Source organism: Rhizobium mongolense USDA 1844 (assembly GCF_000419765.1).
GTDB lineage: Bacteria > Pseudomonadota > Alphaproteobacteria > Rhizobiales > Rhizobiaceae > Rhizobium > Rhizobium mongolense.
Genome location: NZ_ATTQ01000004.1, coordinates 258,889 through 276,300 on the forward strand (window position 1 = coordinate 258,889; position 17,412 = coordinate 276,300).

At 60.0% G+C, this 17,412-nt stretch carries 15 protein-coding genes; 8 read left to right on the forward strand and 7 right to left on the reverse strand.

The window, feature by feature from the left end:
* Positions 1-249: 249 nt before the first annotated feature.
* The gene (locus tag A3C3_RS0109230) at positions 250-1,011 is read right to left on the reverse strand and encodes a GntR family transcriptional regulator (RefSeq protein ID WP_022714316.1); all 762 of its coding nucleotides are present in this window, start codon (positions 1,009-1,011) and stop codon (positions 250-252) included.
* Positions 1,008-1,892, reverse strand: coding sequence for a glucosamine kinase nucleotide-binding domain-containing protein (locus tag A3C3_RS0109235; protein ID WP_022714317.1), 885 nt, complete (start codon positions 1,890-1,892; stop codon positions 1,008-1,010). Before A3C3_RS0109235 ends, A3C3_RS0109230 begins: the two co-directional genes overlap by 4 nt.
* Before the next feature lie 530 nt (positions 1,893-2,422).
* Between A3C3_RS0109235 and A3C3_RS0109240 the strand changes: the two genes are divergently transcribed.
* The 5 genes from A3C3_RS0109240 to A3C3_RS0109260 all read left to right on the forward strand — a co-directional run bounded on the left by A3C3_RS0109240 (position 2,423) and on the right by A3C3_RS0109260 (position 7,746).
* Positions 2,423-3,682 carry an ABC transporter substrate-binding protein gene (locus A3C3_RS0109240; RefSeq protein ID WP_022714318.1) on the forward strand — a complete coding sequence of 420 codons (1,260 nt, stop codon included), beginning with the start codon at positions 2,423-2,425 and terminating at the stop codon, positions 3,680-3,682.
* Positions 3,683-3,872: 190 nt separating this feature from the next.
* Positions 3,873-4,817 carry a carbohydrate ABC transporter permease gene (locus A3C3_RS0109245; protein ID WP_022714319.1) on the forward strand — a complete coding sequence of 315 codons (945 nt, stop codon included), beginning with the start codon at positions 3,873-3,875 and terminating at the stop codon, positions 4,815-4,817.
* A gap of 12 nt (positions 4,818-4,829) precedes the next feature.
* Entirely contained in the window at positions 4,830-5,672 is an 843-nt protein-coding gene (locus tag A3C3_RS0109250; RefSeq protein ID WP_022714320.1) for a carbohydrate ABC transporter permease, read from the forward strand.
* Complete coding sequence (locus A3C3_RS0109255) at positions 5,669-6,733, forward strand: Gfo/Idh/MocA family protein (protein ID WP_022714321.1); 1,065 nt, start codon at positions 5,669-5,671, stop codon at positions 6,731-6,733. The genes A3C3_RS0109250 and A3C3_RS0109255 overlap by 4 nt, the downstream gene beginning before the upstream one ends.
* 11 nt (positions 6,734-6,744) lie before the next feature.
* On the forward strand, positions 6,745-7,746 hold the full coding sequence (locus A3C3_RS0109260; RefSeq protein WP_022714322.1) for an ABC transporter ATP-binding protein: 1,002 nt from the start codon (positions 6,745-6,747) through the stop codon (positions 7,744-7,746).
* 357 nt (positions 7,747-8,103) lie between these two features.
* Here the strand turns inward: A3C3_RS0109260 and A3C3_RS0109270 are convergent, their stop codons facing one another.
* The 5 genes from A3C3_RS0109270 to A3C3_RS0109290 all read right to left on the reverse strand — a co-directional run bounded on the left by A3C3_RS0109270 (position 8,104) and on the right by A3C3_RS0109290 (position 13,088).
* Positions 8,104-9,165, reverse strand: coding sequence for an ABC transporter ATP-binding protein (locus tag A3C3_RS0109270; RefSeq protein WP_022714324.1), 1,062 nt, complete (start codon positions 9,163-9,165; stop codon positions 8,104-8,106).
* Between the two features lie 6 nt (positions 9,166-9,171).
* A complete protein-coding gene (locus A3C3_RS0109275) occupies positions 9,172-9,957 on the reverse strand; it encodes an ABC transporter permease (RefSeq protein ID WP_022714325.1) in 786 nt (261 codons plus the stop codon).
* Entirely contained in the window at positions 9,954-10,847 is an 894-nt protein-coding gene (locus tag A3C3_RS0109280) for an ABC transporter permease (RefSeq protein WP_022714326.1), read from the reverse strand. The genes A3C3_RS0109275 and A3C3_RS0109280 overlap by 4 nt, the downstream gene beginning before the upstream one ends.
* A gap of 74 nt (positions 10,848-10,921) precedes the next feature.
* The gene (locus tag A3C3_RS0109285; protein ID WP_022714327.1) at positions 10,922-12,025 is read right to left on the reverse strand and encodes an ABC transporter substrate-binding protein; all 1,104 of its coding nucleotides are present in this window, start codon (positions 12,023-12,025) and stop codon (positions 10,922-10,924) included.
* Between the two features lie 190 nt (positions 12,026-12,215).
* Entirely contained in the window at positions 12,216-13,088 is an 873-nt protein-coding gene (locus A3C3_RS0109290) for a MurR/RpiR family transcriptional regulator (protein ID WP_022714328.1), read from the reverse strand.
* A gap of 181 nt (positions 13,089-13,269) precedes the next feature.
* Between A3C3_RS0109290 and A3C3_RS0109295 the strand changes: the two genes are divergently transcribed.
* The 3 genes from A3C3_RS0109295 (at position 13,270) to A3C3_RS0109305 (ending at position 17,228) form a co-directional block, all read left to right on the forward strand.
* Entirely contained in the window at positions 13,270-14,037 is a 768-nt protein-coding gene (locus A3C3_RS0109295) for an N-formylglutamate amidohydrolase (RefSeq protein ID WP_022714330.1), read from the forward strand.
* Between the two features lie 123 nt (positions 14,038-14,160).
* The gene (locus tag A3C3_RS0109300; protein ID WP_022714331.1) at positions 14,161-15,708 is read left to right on the forward strand and encodes an amino acid permease; all 1,548 of its coding nucleotides are present in this window, start codon (positions 14,161-14,163) and stop codon (positions 15,706-15,708) included.
* A gap of 149 nt (positions 15,709-15,857) precedes the next feature.
* A complete protein-coding gene (locus A3C3_RS0109305; RefSeq protein WP_028739519.1) occupies positions 15,858-17,228 on the forward strand; it encodes a glutamine synthetase family protein in 1,371 nt (456 codons plus the stop codon).
* Positions 17,229-17,412 lie beyond the last annotated feature (184 nt).

The following is a 17,412-nucleotide window of genomic DNA, read 5'->3' on the forward strand; positions in this document are numbered from 1 at the left end:
CTCAGTCAGCTCAGGGTGTGCTGACAATGGGACTGTCCGCGCCGCAAGATCGATGTGTTGCAGCTGATTGAGGCCGCACGCTCTGGCGAAGACGTGGTTATTGTGAAGGGACGGAAGCCGGTTGCGACGCTGACGCCCATCGCAGATCTCGTTTCAGATTGGTTTCTCAAAGAAAGTTATCGGAACCGGCCCGAACTTTTTCGAATTGATGGACGAGGAGGACATCGCAGCCTGGGAAGGTAGTAGATCTCAGGCCCCGATCGTCAGTTCCGCCACAAAATCATAAGCGTCTCCGCGATAGAGCGAACGTGTGAATTCAACGGCGCGCCCCGAGCCGAGGTAGGAGATACGCTCGATCGAAAGGCCGGCGGCGCCAACGGGGACGCCAAGCAGATGGGCGTCGGCTTCCTTCATATTGGTGGCTGAGATGCGCTGCACTGCGCGGATGGGACGAACCTGGCGCCTCTCCAGTTCGGCATAGAGCGATGTCGTCACCACGAAAGGGTCCGGCAGGAATTCGCCCGAGACACTGGCATTCTCGATTGCCAGAGGCTGGTCGTCGGCGATGCGCAGGCGGCTCAGCCGCGAGACCTTGATATCGGCGGCCAGGCCGAGGTTCATCATCTCGTCGGGCGAGGGCGTGTGGATGCCTTTATGCAGCCACTCGGAGCGCGAGGTCATGCCGCGGCGGGCCATATCCTCGGTGAAGGAGGTGAGCTGGGACAGCCGTTGTTCGACCTTCGAGACCGGCTTGGCAACGAAAGTGCCGGAGCCGTGGCGGCGCACAAGCAGACCGTCCGCGACGAGTTCGTCTATCGCCTTGCGGACCGTGACTCGGCTGACGGTCGCGAACTCCGCGATGTCGCGCTCCGGCGGCAAGGCATCGCCGTGGCCGAGCGTGCCGGCGCGAATGGCTTCTTCAAGGGTGCGGCGCAGTTTGACATAAAGCGGGCCGCTGCCGCCGCCTTGAAGGCGCTCGGGTGAAAGGATGCTGGCGAAATCATCCGTCATGCCGCACCCTTCTGTCGCTCCTGAAGAAATTTTAATGCGAGATCGATCGCGCCCTGGAGCACGTCGCCTTTCGGCTCTCTGAGAAGGACTTTGTGCCGCTCGGCGAGCCAGGGTTCATAGGCCTTTGCAAGGCCGCCGAGCAGGCAGATCGCTGGGCATTCCGGCCAGAGGAGGGCGTCCAGGTTATCGCCGATCGCCGCAGCGGCGTCCTTGATGATGCCTATTGCGATCTCGTCGCCTTGTGCGGCGTAATCGAAGACAAGCGGCGCGTATCGGGCAAACTCCTTGGGTTTCGAGGCGTGGGCGAATTCGACGACGCGTTCGGGGTCGTCGCCATACTCAGTCATGAGCTTTACCGTCAGTGGCGAAGACGGGCGCACCTTGTCGTAGGCGAGCAGAGACTTTTCCAATAGGTCGCGGCCGAGGCGCGCGCCGCTTGCCTGATCACCGACGACGAAGCCCCAGCCGCCGATACCTCGCAATTTGCCGTCCCGGCGCGCATTGTAGACAGAGCCGGTGCCGAAGGCGCCGATGACGCCGTCGGAATCGCCGAGGGCGCCCTCAAGCGCGATCAGGGCATCAGTGACGACATGGCCATCTGCAAAGGGCAGGGCGTGCTCGATGCGGGCTCGGTAGTCGCCGACATTGGCGCCCGCGACGCCGACGACGGCGGAGACCTTGGAAACGGTTTCGGCAGGCAGGCCCGCATCCCGCAGAGCCTCGCGCGCTGACGAGATGATATTGAGGAGAGAGTTGTCGAGATCGGAGAGGATGTTGGCAGGCCCAGCCTTGCCGCGGCCCAGAACGTTGCCCTTGCTGTCGGCAACTGCAGCCCGGCAGCTCGATCCGCCCCCATCTATGCCGATTGCCAATTCCGTCATCGAGCCTCCAAACGCCGCATCCTTTAGGTTTTTGCTACAATACCAAAAAAATACCATTTACCAAGCAGAATTGGTTCGAAAATTTTGCATCTATATGTCATTGATTTTGAATGATAAAATTTTTTAACTGAAATTTATGAGCATCAAAAGTTAAAATCGGCTGGACAATTGGTATTTTTTTGGCCTTAATTCCGGAAAAGGGAACAGCACGTAGAGGCAGAAAAAACCGGCATCAGGACATCAGCCGGTTTCTTTGACAGAAGGTCGCATCACGATTGCCGCTTCGGCGCAAACGCCATGGAGACCAAGCCGCCTGCAGCTTTTCCTTAGGAAATTATCGCGCCCGGTTCAGCGTATCGGGAGGGCGCATACGGGCCGGGAGCGTCTTTGCTTTCCGTGTCCGTCGAGCTTTCGGGGCCGGCAGTTGCTGGCGGCCCTTCCAAGGGGCGTTGGGTGTAATCCTCAGGCACGCCAACTGCTTGTTTCAGAACCAAGATAGCGCCCTGCGGCGCTTAAAACAGGAGAGGGAAATGAAAAACACTGCTCTGAAAAGCCTGCTGCTTGCCTCCAGTCTGCTCACGTCTGCCGGCTTTGCCTACGCTGCGGATGTCACGCTGACGATCGAAAGCTGGCGCAATGACGACCTGCAGATCTGGCAGGAAAAGATCATCCCGGCCTTCGAAGCCAAGAACCCGGGCATCAAGCTCGTTTTCTCGCCGACCGCGCCGACGGAATACAATGCGTCGCTGAACGCCAAGCTCGACGCCGGATCCGCAGGCGACATCATCACCTGCCGGCCGTTCGACGCCTCACTCGAACTCTTTAACAAGAAGCAGCTTGCAGACCTAACAAGCCTGCCGGGCATGGAAAACTTCACGCCGGTTGCGAAGGCTGCCTGGTCGACCGACGACGGCAAGTCAACCTTCTGCGTTCCGATGGCTTCGGTCATTCACGGCTTCATCTACAACAAGGATGCCTTCGACAAGCTCGGCATCGCCGTTCCGAAGACGCAGGACGAGTTCTACGCCGCTCTCGAAAAGATCAAGGCGGACGGCACCTACATCCCGCTGGCGATGGGCACGAAGGACCTTTGGGAAGCCGCAACCATGGGCTACCAGAACATCGGCCCGAACTATTGGAAGGGCGAAGAGGGCCGCATGGCCCTGATCGAAGGCAAGAAGAAGCTGACGGATGCCGAATGGGTCGAGCCCTACAAGGAACTCGCCAAGTGGAAGCCCTATCTCGGCGACGGCTTCGAAGCGCAGACCTATTCCGACAGCCAGAACCTCTTCACGCTCGGCCGTGCGGCGATCTACCCCGCCGGCTCATGGGAAATTTCGCTGTTCAACAGCCAGGCGCAGTTCAAGATGGGCGCATTCCCGCCGCCGGTTCCCAAGGCGGGCGACACCGGCTATATCTCCGACCATCCGGACATCGGTGTCGGCCTGAATACGAAGAGCGCACATGCCGAGGAAGCCAAGAAATTCCTGAGCTGGGTTGCTTCTCCCGAATTCGCAGACATCTACGCGAATTCGCTGCCGGGCTTCTTCAGCCTGAACTCAAACCCGGTGAAGATGAGTGATCCGTTGGCTCAGGAATTCGTTTCCTGGCGCGGCCCGTACAAGTCGACCGTCCGCTCGACCTATCAGATCCTGCAGCGCGGCACGCCGAACCTGGAAAACGAAACCTGGATTGAATCAGCCAACGTCATCAACGGCACGGATACGCCGGAAGTGGCTGCCGAAAAGCTCCAGAAGGGTCTCGACAGCTGGTACAAGCCGGCCAAGTAAGCCTCCAGCGAGAAGGGCGGCGATCTTCCGCCGCCCTCATTCCTGTGCTCGTCACAGGAATCCAGCCACGCGAAGTCTTTCGCGTGAGAAGAGTCTCCCGCGCCGCCGACGCGGCGCAACTGGATCCCTGTTTGATTTTCGGGATAACCCGAGGATAGGGGAGAGAACGAAGCAAAGCGAGCCAGAAACAATGACCGATCTGACATCGGAAACCCCGATTTCGCTCAAGCGCCCGGTGCGCTGGCATATCGGCGTCTTTCTTCTCCCGGCAATCGTCGTCTACTCGGCGATCATGATCCTGCCGTTGATCGAAACGCTCAGGCTTTCGTTCTACAATGTGGTTGACGGCGCGCCCGCCTTCGTTGGCCTTGCGAACTACAAGGTGCTGTTCAGCGATCCACACTGGGCGCATGATTTCTGGAATGCGCTTGTCAACAACCTGATCTTTTTCGCCATTCATATGTGCGTGCAGAATCCGATCGGCATTGCGCTTGCAGCGCTTCTGTCCACGCCGCGGCTGCGTTTCGTCGCCTTCTACCGCACCGCGATGTTCCTGCCGACACTGCTTTCATTCGTGATCGTCGGCTTCATCTGGAAGCTGATCCTCTCGCCGATCTGGGGCGTTGCACCCTGGCTGATGAGCCTTGTTGGCATGAAGTCCTTCTTTGCGCCCTGGCTCGGCCAGTCCGGCCCGGCGCTGGTCGCCGTCTCGCTGATTTCCAACTGGCAATATATCGGCATCCCGATGATGCTGATCTACGCGGCGCTGCTCAGCATTCCGGAAGAGGTGATCGAGGCGGCGGAATGCGACGGTATCACCGGCTGGGCACAGTTCTGGAAGATCAAGCTACCGCTCATCCTGCCGGCGATCGGCATCATCTCGATCCTGACCTTCGTCGGCAACTTCAACGCCTTCGACTTGATCTACACGGTGCAGGGCGCGCTTGCTGGCCCCGATAAGTCGACCGACATTCTGGGAACGCTGCTTTACCGCACCTTCTTCGGCTTCCAGCTGCAGCTCGGCGACCGGTCCATGGGGGCGACGATCGCGACGACGATGTTCCTAATCATTCTCGCTGGCGTCTCGTTCTATCTTTTTGCCATCCAGCGGCGCATGCGCCGGTATCAGTTCTAAGGAGCGTGGTCCATGTCCAACAGAGCACGCACATCGCCGATCCGCACCGGGCTCGTTCACCTGGCTTTGATCGGTTACACGCTCGTCGCCGTCTTTCCGGTGTTTCTCACGATCATCAACTCGTTCAAGGACCGCAACGCGATCTTCCGTTCGCCCCTGCAGGTCCCGACGCCCTCGACCTTCAGCCTTGTCGGCTATCGGACGGTGCTGGGGCAGGGCGACTTCGCGACTTATTTCCAGAATAGCTTGATCGTGACGGTCGTCTCGATCTTCTTCGTGCTGCTGTTCGGCGCGATGGCGGCGTTCGCCTTGTCCGAATACCGCTTCCGCGGCAACACGCTGATGGGCCTCTACATGGCGATCGGCATCATGATCCCCATCCGTCTCGGCACGGTCGCGATCCTGCAGGGCATGGTTGCGGCGGGTCTCGTCAATACGTTGACAGCGCTGGTTCTCGTCTATACGGCGCAGGGCATTCCGCTGGCGATCTTCATCCTGTCGGAATTCATGCGCACGGTCTCCGATGACCTGAAGAATGCCGGCCGCATTGACGGGCTTTCCGAATACGCAATTTTCTTCCGGCTGGTGCTGCCGCTTGTGCGCCCGGCGATGGCGACGGTTGCGGTCTTTACGATGATCCCGATCTGGAACGATCTCTGGTTCCCGCTGATCCTGGCGCCGGCCGAATCCACCAAGACCGTAACGCTCGGCTCGCAAATATTTATCGGGCAATTCGTCACCAACTGGAACGCGGTCCTGGCTGCGCTGTCGCTGGCGATCCTGCCGATCCTCGTGCTCTACGTCATCTTTTCGCGGCAGCTGATCCGCGGCATCACCTCCGGAGCAGTGAAATGACCGTTTTGCAAAATCCGGTCCGTGTTCTCGTCGCGGGGCTCGGCAATATGGGCCGTAGCCATGCGCTCGCCTATCACAACAACCCGGACTTCGAGATCGTCGGTCTCGTCAACCGCTCGAAGCCGGAGCTTGCGCCTGAGCTGCAGGGCTACGGCATCTATCCGGACTTCAAGACGGCGCTGGCCGAGCTGAGGCCCGACCTCTGCTCCATCTGCACCTATTCTGACAGTCATGCCGACTATGCGGTCGCCGCATTCGAGGCCGGTTGCGATGTCTTTGTGGAAAAGCCGCTTGCAACGACCGTAGCCGACGCCGAGCGCGTCGTGGCGGCTGCGAAGAAAGCCGGGCGGAAGCTGGTGATCGGCTACATCCTTCGCCATCATCCATCCTGGATAAAGCTGATCGAGGAAGCACGAAAACTTGGGCCGCCCTACGTGTTCCGCATGAACCTCAACCAGCAATCCAGCGGCCCGACCTGGGAGACGCATAAATCACTGATGCAGACGACATCGCCGATCGTGGATTGCGGCGTGCATTATGTCGACGTCATGTGCCAGATCACCGATGCCAAGCCCGTCGAGGTGCGCGGCATGGGGCTGCGGCTTTCCGGCGAGGTCGCGCCGGATATGTACAATTACGGCCACCTGCAGGTGATCTTCGAGGATGGTTCTGTCGGCTGGTACGAGGCCGGCTGGGGGCCGATGATCTCGGAGACGGCCTTCTTCGTGAAAGATGTCATGTCTCCAAAGGGGGCGGTCTCGATCGTCATGGACCCGAACGCGAAATCGGACGACATCGACACGCACACCAAGACCTCCGTGATCCGGCTGCATAATGCCGAGACCGGGCCGGACGGCAAGTTCATCAATCCGGATCAGGACATGACGATGGCGGGCGAACCTGGCCATCAGGAGCTCTGCGACCGCGAGCAGTCCTTCATGCTCAAGGCCATTCGCGAGGATCTCGACCTCAATCGCCACATGGCAGATGCCGTCGTATCGCTACGAATCTGCCTCGCCGCCGATGAGAGCGTACGCACCGGCAAACCGGTCAAACTGTAAGGGAAAGATTAGTGGGATCGCTTCAACTCAAATCCATACGCAAGACCTATGGCACGCATGAGGTGCTGAAGGGCATCGACCTTGAGGTCAGGGACGGCGAATTCGTCATCTTCGTCGGACCGTCCGGATGCGGAAAATCGACCCTGCTACGCAGCATCGCCGGCCTCGAAGACGTGACGTCCGGCGCCGTCCTCATCAACGGCAAGGACGAGACGCTGACGCCGCCTGCCAAGCGCGGTATCGCCATGGTCTTCCAATCCTACGCGCTCTATCCCCACCTGACCGTGAAGGACAACATGGGGCTCGGCCTGAAGCAGGCGGGAATGCCGAGGGACGAGATCGAGACGCGCGTCGGCAAGGCATCGTCGATGCTGTCGCTGGGGCCCTATCTCGCGCGCCGGCCGGCCGAGCTCTCCGGGGGCCAGCGCCAGCGCGTCGCGATCGGCCGCGCCATCGTGCGCGAACCGGAACTTTTCCTCTTCGACGAGCCGCTTTCCAATCTCGATGCGGCGCTGCGCGTCCAGACGCGCCTGGAGATCGCCCGCCTCCATCGCAGCCTGAAGGCGACGATGATCTACGTCACCCACGACCAGGTCGAGGCGATGACGCTGGCCGACAAGATCGTTGTGCTGAACGCCGGTGCGATCGAGCAGGTCGGTTCGCCGATGGAACTCTACAATCGGCCGGCCAACGTCTTCGTCGCTGGCTTCATCGGCTCACCGATGATGAACTTTATCCCGGCAGAAAAGCTCAGCGACAAGGAGGCGAGGACGATCGGCGTTCGTCCCGAGCATCTGACGCTTTCGCGCGAGCAGGGGACCTGGAAGGCGAAAATCGTGCATGTCGAGCATCTCGGCGCCGATACGATCGTCTATCTGGAGACCGACCAGTGCGGCCTGCTGACGGCGCGCCTCTTTGGCGAACACAAGTACGAGCCGGACGAGATTGTCTATGCGACGCCGGACAAGGCGCATATGCATCGCTTCGATGAAAACGAACAGGCGATACGGTAGGGGCGACCGGAGGAGTGAAGGGGCGCAACCTCCTGCCGCACCCTCTTGCCATACGGAGCTCTCTCACGCCTTCTGCGCCAGCCGGTCCGTCCGTTCCTCGATGCCGATATCGGCTTCGACGCTGCCTCGGCCGCCACAAGGATGAAGGCAAGTACGGCGATGAAGAGCAGGTCATAGGCAGGCGCCATCGGATTGATCGGCACAAATGACGCCACCGCAAGCGGGGTGGGCCGCCGATTGCGTAGGTCGCGTTCATCAGCGTGGTGACGACGATCCCGGCCGACAGGATCCAGGTCAGCAGCATCGAGAAAAAGACGCCACGGAGAATGGCGCCCTTGTCCGATTATTTAAGCAAGATCAATCGCGGACGACGAGCAGGTCGGCGGCCATGAAGCGGAGCGTGACGGTTTCGCCTGCCTGCGGCGGGGTGACGCCCGGGCTGTTGAACATGTCGAAGGAAATGACGTTGCCGCCGACATTCATGCGGGTGCGGATGACGGAGCCGAGGAAGTGGGCGGAGATGACCTGACCGGTCAGCGCCGTATCGCTCTTGACGCTGTCGGAAAGCGAGCCCGCTTCTGGACGCAGCGCCAGCGAAACGGTCTCGCCCGCCTTGCAGGTTGCGAGGGACTGCTTGAGCGTCACGCCCTGGTCACCGATCTGGATGCGGTTTGCCGCCGGATCGACGATCTTCGCCTCGATCATGTTCAGCGTGCCGACGAAGGAAGCGACGAAACGAGTTGCCGGCGTATTGTAGACCTCGAAGGGTGTGCCGATCTGATCCGCCTTGCCGCCATTCATGACGACAATACGGTCGGAGATCGAGAGCGCCTCTTCCTGGTCGTGCGTCACGAAGATGGTGGTGATGCCGAGCTTCTGCTGGATGAGGCGGATCTCTTCGCGCAGCGACACGCGGATCTTCGCATCGAGCGCGGAGAGCGGTTCGTCGAGCAGCAGAACCTGCGGCTTGACGGCAAGCGCGCGGGCAAGCGCCACGCGCTGCTGCTGGCCGCCGGACATCTGGTAGGGGAAGCGATCAGCGAGATGGTCGAGGCGGATAAGACCCAGCATTTCCTTCACGCGCGCATCGATGTCGGCCTTCGGCATGCCTGCAACCTTGAGACCGAAGGCGACGTTGTCGTGCACGTTCATGTTCGGGAACAGCGCGTAAGCCTGGAAGACCATGCCGATGTTGCGCTGGTTCGGCTTCAGCGGGCGCTGATCCTTGCCGTTGATGAAGAGGCTGCCGCCGGTCGGCGTTTCGAAGCCGGCGATCATGCGCAGCACCGTGGTCTTGCCGCAGCCCGACGGCCCGAGAAAGGAGACGAATTCCCCCTTCTCGATGCTCATGTTGAAATTATGGACGACCTGAACCTGGCCGAAGGACTTCTGAAGATTGGTCAGCGTGAGGAATGACATGGCCAGTTACCTTGCGGGGGCGGATTTTTGGAAGCGGGAGATGAGGTTGAGCAGACCCATGCAGAGCCATGTGATCGAAAAGGCAATGACGGCGAGCGCCGACGGCTCGTACGCCTTGTTGGCGCCGACGAGCTGCAGATAGGGCCCGAAGGCCGGCCGGTTGAGGAGGGCAGCCATCGTGAATTCGCCCATGACGATCGCCAGCGTAATGAAGGCGCCGGACAGCACGCCGCTCATGACGTTCGGGAATATGCACCGGAACATGATGGTCGGCCAGCTGGCACCGAGGCTTTCGGCCGCCTCTGTCAGCGTGCGGACGTCGATGGCGCGCATGGCGGTATCGACCGCTCGATACATGTAGGGCAGCGACAGCGTGATGTAGGAGCAGACGAGCAGGATGTTCGTACCGGTCGTAGAACCCGTCAACGGCAGGAACGACGATGAATTGTACATGCGCAGATAGCCGAAGACGATGACGATCGCCGGGATAACCAGCGGCAGCAGCGTCACGAATTCCACGATCGGGCGCATCTGTGGCAGGCGCAGGCGAACCCAATAGGCCGTCGGCACGACGAGCAGCATGCCGAAGACGATTGTCAAAAGGGCCATCAGCATGGAATAGCCGAAGGTCTCGCGGAACTGGATGTCCGAAAAGACCGACTGATAGGCGTCGAAGCTGTATACGCCGCGGCGCATGCGCAGCGAAAACTCGATGGTGCCGATCAGCGGAATGATGAAATAGGACGCACCCAGAAAGATGGCGAGCCAGGCGCCGAGACGTTGAGCTTTCATTTCTGCCACCGTTCGGCGCGCATGCGCAGCATCAGGTAAAGGACGTTGGAGACGCCGGTAATGACGATCATGCCGAGCGCGATCGCATAGCCGAGGTTCGGGTTGTGAAGAACATCGCCGCGGATCTGCGCGTAAAGCAGGATCGGAACGATGTTCAGGGAGCTTCCTGTCAGCGCATAGGCTGTGGCGATGGCGCCGAAGGCGTTTGCAAAGAGCAGCAGCGTCGTGCCGAGCAGGCTCGGCCAAAGGATCGGCAGGGCGACCATCGTCCAGTACTGGCGGTTCGTGGCGCCAAGGATTTCAGCGGCCTCGCGCCATTCCTTCTTCATGCCGTCGAGCGCCGGCGTCAGGATCAGCACCATCAGCGGGATCTGGAAGTACATGTACGTGATGGTGAGGCCGAAGAAGGATAAAAGGTTGAATCCGGTGCCGTAGAGATTGAAGCCGAACCAGTCGCGCAGGAAGATGGTGACGAGGCCGGTGCGGCCGAGCGTTGCCAGGAACGAGAAGGCAAGCGGCACGCCGGCGAAGTTCGATGCGACGCCGGAGAAGGTCAATAGCGTCGAGCGGACAGAGGAGGGCAGGCCGCCGAGGACCACTGCCCAGGCGAGAAAGAAGCCGATCAGCGCACCGCCGAGGGCGGAAGCCACCGATACGCGGATGCTGATCCAATAGGCGCTCATGATCGACGGCGTGAAGAGATCGCCGATGTTCTTGAACGTGAATTCGCCTTCCGGCGTGAGGAAGGCGCCGACGACGAGATAAAGCGTGGGGATGATCAGAAACAGCAGAGCGAAGATGACGAAGGGCGCGATACCCAGCCAGTCGATCACGCGATCCTTATTGATCAGGGGGGCGGTGCTCGCCATAGGCGTTGAAACGGTGCTCATGCGAAGCTCATCCGGGGCGTCGGAGTGAAAGAAAATGCCTCCCCGCTATAAGGGCGGGGAGGCCGGAGTCATGCCTACTGAACGTTGGCGCCGACGACGCTGTCCCACTTGGTGGTGATGGCGGTCTTGCCTGCGGCCTGCTCGTCGAGCGTCGGGAAGACAGCCTTGGCATAGCCTTCAGCCGGCGGCAGCTTGTCGAGCAGTTCCTTCGGAATCAGGCCCTTCCCGGCAAGGTCGTTGAAGCGGATCGGGTGGCAATAGCCCTTCAACCAGCCGAGCTGACCTTCGTCGGAATAGAGGTATTCCATCCAGAGCTTGGCTGCATTCGGGTGCGGAGCAAAGGCGGAGATCGCCTGAACGTAGACACCGGCAACGACGCCCGATGCTGGAACGACGACTTCAACCGGTGGGTTGCCGTTGAGGCTGTCGCGCCAGGAGAGGCCGTTATAGTCCCAGGCGACGATGATCGGGGTGGAACCCTGAGCGAGCGACGCGGACTTGCCGATGACCGGAACGAGGTTGCCGGCCTTGTTGAGCTCTGCGAAGTAAGCAAGACCTGCTTCGCCAGCCTTCGTGGCATCCTTTTCACCCGCGGCAAGACCAGCGGCATAGACGGCTTGAACAGCCTGGTTGGAAGCGCGCGGATCGCCAGCGAGCGAAACGGTGTTGGCATATTCGGACTTCTTCAGGTCGGCCCAATCCTTCGGGACGTTCTTGACGATGTCGGTGTTCACGACGAACGAAAGAACGCCGTAGTAGTCGCCGTACCAGAAGCCGTCGGCGTCCTTGGCGGAGTCCGGAATGGAATCCCAGGTGGAGACCTTGTAGGGCTGGATGAGGCCTTCAGCCTTGGCCGACGGGCCGAAGGAGAGACCGACGTCGATGACGTCCGGAGCCTGCGGCCCGGTGTTGCCCTTGTTGGCCTTGATTGCTTCGATTTCGTCGCCCGAACCTGCGTCCGGGTTCAGTTCGTTGACTTCGATGCCATACTTGGCCTTGAAGCCGGCAATGACGTCGCCATAGCCGCACCAGTTGTGCGGGAGAGCGATGGTCGTCAGCGTGCCTTCCTTCTTGGCGGCAGCGATGAGTTCGGCGCTCGGTTCTGCTGCGGCAATCGCAGTCGAAGCTACGACGATCGCAGTAGAAAGCGAGAGCAGTCGAGAAATGTTAGAGATCACTGTTGTTCTCCTTCGGTTTTCAGTGGTCTGGCGATGCTGTTACTGGCGTTGCATGAAGCTTGTATGACGGTCGCATGACGTTCGTTTTTCTTATGATTTCCAGTATTTTTCGAACTCTGTTTCGTCTGCGACACGCAGTTCTATTTCCTTCACGCAGCCTCATTGTTTTTGTTCGTTCCTGCCTCTCCTCCTAGCCGGGTTTGCGGAAGAGCTTTGTCTGTTCGAACAGGCCCTCCAGTGTTTTCATGCGCTCCTTCGTCTCGTCCCAGGTGGTATTCTGGACCGCTTCGATGAGCGCTTCGACGATAAAGAGCGTGACGACGGAGGAATCCCAAGCCGACGGTGCCTCGATCTGAACGCGGAAGGCGTGTCTCGCGAGCTTTGCCGCCGGCGATCCCCATTGGTCCGTGAAGACGATGATTTCGGCGCCGCGCGTGCGGGCTGCCTGGGCAAGGCTTACCATTTCCTGCTCATAGCGGCGGATGTCGAAGATGATCAGCAGGTCGCCGGCATTCATGTTGAGAACATACTGCGGCCAGCTCGACGAGTTCGACGACAAGAGGGCGGTATTCGGCCGGATGACCTGCATGTGGGTGAAGAAGTATTCGGCAAGCGCGCCCGTGATGCGACCGCCGACGAAATAAAGGCCGCGCTTGCGATCCGAAAGCAGGGCAGCGGCGCTGTTGAAGGTCGCGGTGTCGAGATCGCTCAGCGTTTGGCGCAGATTGCCGATGATGGCATCGGCGAAACGGTTGAGGATATGGGTGCCCGGCGCATTGGAAGCCCACCGGTCGTGCTTGGCGATCGGATTGGAGATCGTCGCTTCGACTTCCTGATGCAGATGCGCCTGGAAATCCGGGTACCCCTTGAAGCCGAGCTTCTGGACCATGCGGACGACGGTGGGCGTCGAGACGCCGGCGTTTTCGGCAATCGTGGTGATGCTGCCCAGCCCTGAAACGGGATAGTTATCCAGCAGACTCTCGGCCAATTGCTTCTCGGCGCGCGTCAGCGCTTCGAAATGCGAATGGATGACGTCCGAAACCGTCTTCGACGCGGCGCTCACTCGATCTTGCTCCCCGGGATTGGTCTTGTGCCACTTTCCCACTCAAAGTTAACAACGCTGTCACAATCCATGTCAACCACTGTCATGAAAAGAAATTTTCAGAGCGCGCTTGACACCGCCCGAAGACTGAAGAATTCTTTTCTTGTAAGGATTTTATTAAGGGAAGGGCAGGCGCGGGTAGGTGCTCATTCAGCTCAAGATTCTAAGCGAAGCGGATGGAGACTGCGTCGGCATCGAGCGGCCGCAAGGAAAGAGCCCGTTGCTGGTCATCTGCGAACACGCCTCGCGAGCGCTACCCGAGCAGTTCGGCAATCTCGGCCTTTCCGAGGAAGCGTTGAATAGCCACATCGCCTGGGATCCAGGCGCTTTGGCCGTTGCACGCGGCATCTCGACGGCGCTTGACGCAACACTCGTCTTTCAGCGCTTCTCTCGTCTGATCTACGACTGCAACCGCCCGCCCGAATCGCCGGGCGCAATGCCCGAGAAGAGCGAAATCTATGCCATCCCCGGCAATCAGAATCTGAGCGCAAAGGAGCGGCAGGCCCGTACCGAAGCGCTGTATTTTCCTTTCCACGATGCAGTAAGCCGTCTCATCAAGGACCGTCAGGCGCAGGGGCAGGAGACGGTCATCGTCACTATTCACAGTTTCACGCCGGTCTATAATGGCAAGGAGCGTGCCGTCGAGCTCGGCATCCTGCACGATGCCGACAGCCGCCTGGCAGACAGCATGTTGGCAGGGGCGGCTGACGCGCCGCTCTACAAAACCGAACGCAACGAGCCCTATGGCCCTGAGGACGGCGTGACGCACACGCTGATCCTGCACGGGCTGTCGAACGGGCTCCGCAATGTAATGATCGAGGTCCGCAACGACCTCATCAGCGACGATGCCGGCCAAGGGGTCATGGCCGACTATCTGACAGGGCTCCTCCAGCAAAGCCTGGAAGCCTGACCATAAAAGAAAAGACCCCAGGGAGCAGTCTAACTGCGATCTGTCCGTATGGCGAAAGCCGCGGGCAACTTTGGCACTGGATCTGCAGCAATTCCGCTGCTGATCGTCAAATAGGGGGAAGTCATGTCGGACTATACCGAACTTGATAAGAAGCAGGATATGAGCATCCTGCATTCGATGGGCTATGCCCAGGAACTGGAAAGGCGGATGAGTTCGTTCTCGAACTTTGCCGTCTCCTTCTCGATCATCTGCATCCTTTCCGGCGGTATCAATTCGCTGGCGCAGGCGACTGCCGGCGCGGGTGGTGCTGCGATCGGCATCGGCTGGCCACTCGGCTGCTTCATTTCGCTCGTCTTCGCCGTTGCGATGGCGCAGATCAGTTCCGCCTATCCGACCGCGGGCGGCCTCTACCACTGGGGTTCCATCCTCGGCAACCGCTTCACCGGCTGGCTGACCGCCTGGTTCAACCTGCTTGGCCTCGTGACGGTGCTCGGTGCCATCAACGTCGGTACCTACTACTTCTTCATGGGCTCCTTCGGCACGAGCTATCTCGGGCTGACGGACACGACATTCGTTCGCATCGTCTTCCTGATCATCATCACCGGTGCGCAGGCGCTCGTGAACCATATGGGCATCGGCCTGACGGCCAAGCTCACGGACTTCTCTGGCTACCTGATCTTCGCCACGGCGATCGCGCTTGCCGCAGTTTGCCTGATCGCTGCTCCGTCCTACGAGTTCGGCCGTCTCTTTACCTTCGCCAACTATTCGGGCGAAACTGGAGGCAATGTCTGGCCTGCCACGTCCGGTACCTGGGTGTTCCTGCTCGGCCTCCTGCTGCCGATCTACACGATCACCGGCTATGACGCGTCGGCGCATACGTCGGAAGAGACCGTAAACGCGGCGCGCTCCGTGCCGCGCGGCATGATCTCCTCCGTGCTCTGGTCGGCGCTCTTCGGCTACATCATGCTTTGCGCATTCGTGCTGATGCTGCCCAGCATGGACGAAGCAGCCAAGCAGGGCTGGAACGTGTTCTTCTGGGCGATGGACAGCCAGGTGAACCCGATCATCAAGGACATCTTGTATCTTGCCATTCTGGTCAGCCAATGGCTGTGCGGCCTCGCAACCGTCACCTCGGTTTCACGCATGATCTTCGCCTTCTCGCGTGACGGCGGTCTGCCGGCATCAAAGGCACTGTCGAAGGTCAGCCCGAAACACCGCACGCCGGTTGCCGCGATCTGGACGGGTTCTATCCTCGCCGTCCTCTTCGTGTGGGGTTCGTCGCTCGTTTCGATCGGCGAAACACCGGTCTATACCATCGTCGTTTCGTGCACCGTCATCTTCCTCTTCTTCTCCTTCGCGATCCCGATCACGCTCGGCCTTTTCGCCTGGGGTACGTCGAAGTGGGACAAGATGGGGCCGTGGAACCTCGGCGAGGGGATGTTCAAGCTCTTTGCCGTGCTCTCGATCATTGCAATGGTGCTTATTTTCGTTCTCGGCATCCAGCCGCCGAATGACTGGGCGCTCTACATCACCGTGGGCTTCCTTGTTGTGACTGGCGTCGTCTGGTACGGCTTCGAAAAGCGCCGCTTCAAGGGCCCGCCGATCGGCGAGGAAGTCGCCAAGCGCCAGGCTGAAATCGCGGCTGCCGAAAAGGCCGTTGGCGAAGCGTAAGAAAATCGAGCTTCCCTCTCAAATGGCGGGGCCGCCGTTCGCGCGGCCCCATCACCGGTTCAACGAAAAGGCATCTGGTCGGTCATGGCCGCCGCTGCATGCCATTTCGTTGCCCCGAGTTTCCAATCCAGATTTCAGGCGGATAAATGATGAGCAACAGCTATACTTTCGATGATCTCAAGAAGGACGTGGCCGAAGGGCGCATCGATACGGTTCTCGCATGCCAGGTGGACATGCAGGGCCGCTTGATGGGCAAACGCTTCCAGGCGGAATATTTCCTCGAAAGCGCCTGGAAGGAAACGCATAGCTGCAACTATCTGATCGCGACCGACATGGAGATGGAAACCGTCTCTGGCTACAAGGCGACGAGCTGGGAGAAGGGTTACGGCGACTACACGATGAAACCGGACCTTTCGACGCTGCGCCGCATTCCTTGGCTCGAAGGAACGGCACTGGTCCTTTGCGATCTGCTCGACCATCACACGCACGAAGAGGTGCCGCATTCGCCGCGCGCCATCTTGAAGAAGCAGGTCAAGCGCCTTGAAGACATGGGCATGAAGGCCTTCATGGCATCCGAGCTGGAATTCTTCCTCTTCGACCAGACCTATGAGGCTGCGCATGCCGCCGGCTACCGCAATCTCAAGCTCGCGAGCGCCTACAACGAGGACTACCACATCTTCCAGACGACCAAGGAAGAGGATGTGATGCGGGCGATCCGTACCGGTTTGCAGGGTGCGGGCATTCCGGTCGAGAATTCCAAGGGTGAGGCTTCGGCGGGGCAGGAGGAAATCAATGTGCGCTACGCCGACGCGCTGACGATGGCTGACAGGCACGCCATCATCAAGAACGGCTGCAAGGAAATCGCCTGGTCGAAGGGCAAGGCGATCACCTTCCTCGCCAAATGGAGCTATACGTCGGCCGGCAGCTCCTCTCATGTCCATCAGTCGCTCTGGAGCGCCGACGGCAAGACGCCGCTGTTCTTCGATGAGAAGAGTACATACGGCATGTCGCCGTTGATGCGGAGCTACGTGGCCGGCCTTCTCGCCCACGCGAGCGAGATCACCTATTTCCTGGCGCCCTATATCAACTCCTACAAGCGCTTCATGGCGGGCACCTTCGCGCCGACGAAGGCGATCTGGAGCAAGGACAACCGCACCGCCGGCTACCGCCTCTGCGGCGACGACACAAAGGCGATCCGAATCGAATGCCGCGTCGGCGGTTCGGACCTCAATCCGTATCTCGCTTTTGCAGCACTGCTGGCGGCTGGCATTGAGGGGATTGAGAACAGGCTCGAACTCGAAGCGCCGTTCGTCGGCGACGCCTATGGAGCGCGAGATATCCGCGAGATTCCACACACGCTTCGTGCCGCGACGGTCGCCATGACGGAATCGAAGATGCTGCGGAAGGCTTTCGGCAACGACGTCATCGACCACTACACGCGCGCTGCCGAATGGGAGCAGGAGGAATACGACCGTCGCGTGACGGATTGGGAAGTGGCGAGAGGCTTTGAAAGGGCGTAAGGCATTTTGCGGCGTGTCGCTGCTTGCCCTCACCCTAACCCGCTTTGACGGGGGCAAGGGAAATTGCCCCCGGGGCGATGCGATTGACGAGACCGGTGCGGCATACTTCCTTTCGCTCCGCTTGTGGGGAGAAGGTGTCGGCCGGCGGATGAGGGGCTGGTGCCCGAAGAGATTTGAAGAATAC

Excerpts from the sequence above, each read along its gene's own strand:
- A3C3_RS0109230 (WP_022714316.1), bottom strand. The coding sequence starts at position 1,011 with ATGACGGATGATTTCGCCAGCATCCTTTCACCCGAGCGCCTTCAAGGC.
- A3C3_RS0109235 (WP_022714317.1), bottom strand. The coding sequence starts at position 1,892 with ATGACGGAATTGGCAATCGGCATAGATGGGGGCGGATCGAGCTGCCGG.
- A3C3_RS0109240 (WP_022714318.1), top strand. The coding sequence starts at position 2,423 with ATGAAAAACACTGCTCTGAAAAGCCTGCTGCTTGCCTCCAGTCTGCTC.
- A3C3_RS0109245 (WP_022714319.1), top strand. The coding sequence starts at position 3,873 with ATGACCGATCTGACATCGGAAACCCCGATTTCGCTCAAGCGCCCGGTG.
- A3C3_RS0109250 (WP_022714320.1), top strand. The coding sequence starts at position 4,830 with ATGTCCAACAGAGCACGCACATCGCCGATCCGCACCGGGCTCGTTCAC.
- A3C3_RS0109255 (WP_022714321.1), top strand. The coding sequence starts at position 5,669 with ATGACCGTTTTGCAAAATCCGGTCCGTGTTCTCGTCGCGGGGCTCGGC.
- A3C3_RS0109270 (WP_022714324.1), bottom strand. The coding sequence starts at position 9,165 with ATGTCATTCCTCACGCTGACCAATCTTCAGAAGTCCTTCGGCCAGGTT.
- A3C3_RS0109275 (WP_022714325.1), bottom strand. The coding sequence starts at position 9,957 with ATGAAAGCTCAACGTCTCGGCGCCTGGCTCGCCATCTTTCTGGGTGCG.
- A3C3_RS0109280 (WP_022714326.1), bottom strand. The coding sequence starts at position 10,847 with ATGAGCACCGTTTCAACGCCTATGGCGAGCACCGCCCCCCTGATCAAT.
- A3C3_RS0109300 (WP_022714331.1), top strand. The coding sequence starts at position 14,161 with ATGTCGGACTATACCGAACTTGATAAGAAGCAGGATATGAGCATCCTG.
- A3C3_RS0109305 (WP_028739519.1), top strand. The coding sequence starts at position 15,858 with ATGAGCAACAGCTATACTTTCGATGATCTCAAGAAGGACGTGGCCGAA.